We start from the raw sequence: 987 nt of genomic DNA on the forward strand, positions 1-987 counted from the left end.
AAAGCGTGGGAATTGCCTAAACTGTTCCAATGGCTGCAAAAAGCAGGCAATGTGGAAACCCAAGAAATGTACCGTACCTTCAACTGCGGTATCGGCATGGTCGTTATCATTGCCAAAGAAGATGCCGATGCGGTACAGGCATTCTTGAGCGAACAAGGCGAAACCGTTTACCGTTTGGGCGCAGTTCGTGAGCGCAACGGCGACGAGCATCAAACCCAAGTGGCTTGATTGAGTTGAAATTAAAAAAAGTGCGGATGATGAATCCGCACTTTTTATTGTTTATGGTCTAGGAAAATCTTCGCCCTAGCCTGCTTCTTCCATAAAGCCGGCCAATTGAGCCGTATCGTGGGCAATCATCAGCTCTTCATTGGTTGGAACGACCAACACAGCCGGCGAAGAATCAGTCGGGCTGATAATGCCTGAATTGCCGTAGCGTTTTTCCATATTGGCTTTGGTGTCGATGTGCAGACCCAAGAAATCAAGATAGGAAACGGTTTTGGCACGGATGTTACGCGAGTTTTCGCCAATACCGCCGGTAAACACGAGTGCGTCAACGCCGCCACAAGCCACAGCCATCGAAGCAATGTATTTGGCAAGGCGGTAAGTCATGACTTCCAGGGCCAAACGCGCACCTTCGTGACCTTCGTCCGCCGCGATTTCCAAAGAACGACAGTCGTTGGAGAGTTCGGAAATACCGAGCAAACCTGATTTTTTGTTCAGCATTTCATCAACTTGGGCAACATCCAAACCGGTTTGTGAAGTCAGATAGCTGTATACGCCCGGGTCGATGTCGCCGCAACGTGTACCCATTACCAAGCCTTCGATCGGCGTGAAGCCCATACTGGTGTCAACGGATTTGCCGTTTTTGATGGCGGTAATGGATGCGCCGTTGCCTAAGTGGGCAATAATCATGCGGATGTCTTCCAGAGGTTTGCCCAAGATACGTGCGGCTTCAGGGGCAACGTAACGCATACTGGTACCGTGGAA

Annotated in this window: 2 protein-coding genes; one reads left to right on the forward strand and one right to left on the reverse strand. The window is 50.3% G+C overall.

What is annotated here, in order from left to right; genetic code table 11:
• Window positions 1-228 (forward strand): AIR synthase-related protein (locus ACTHS3_RS14840; protein WP_440368351.1); only part of this gene is annotated, 228 nt, incomplete at its 5' end.
• Window positions 229-303: 75 nt separating this feature from the next.
• On the opposite strand, the gene ACTHS3_RS14845 is transcribed toward ACTHS3_RS14840, so the two are convergent.
• A partial coding sequence (locus ACTHS3_RS14845) for an acetate/propionate family kinase (RefSeq protein WP_440368352.1) occupies window positions 304-987 on the reverse strand: 684 nt, incomplete at its 5' end.

The organism is Neisseria sp. P0009.S007, from assembly GCF_051962515.1.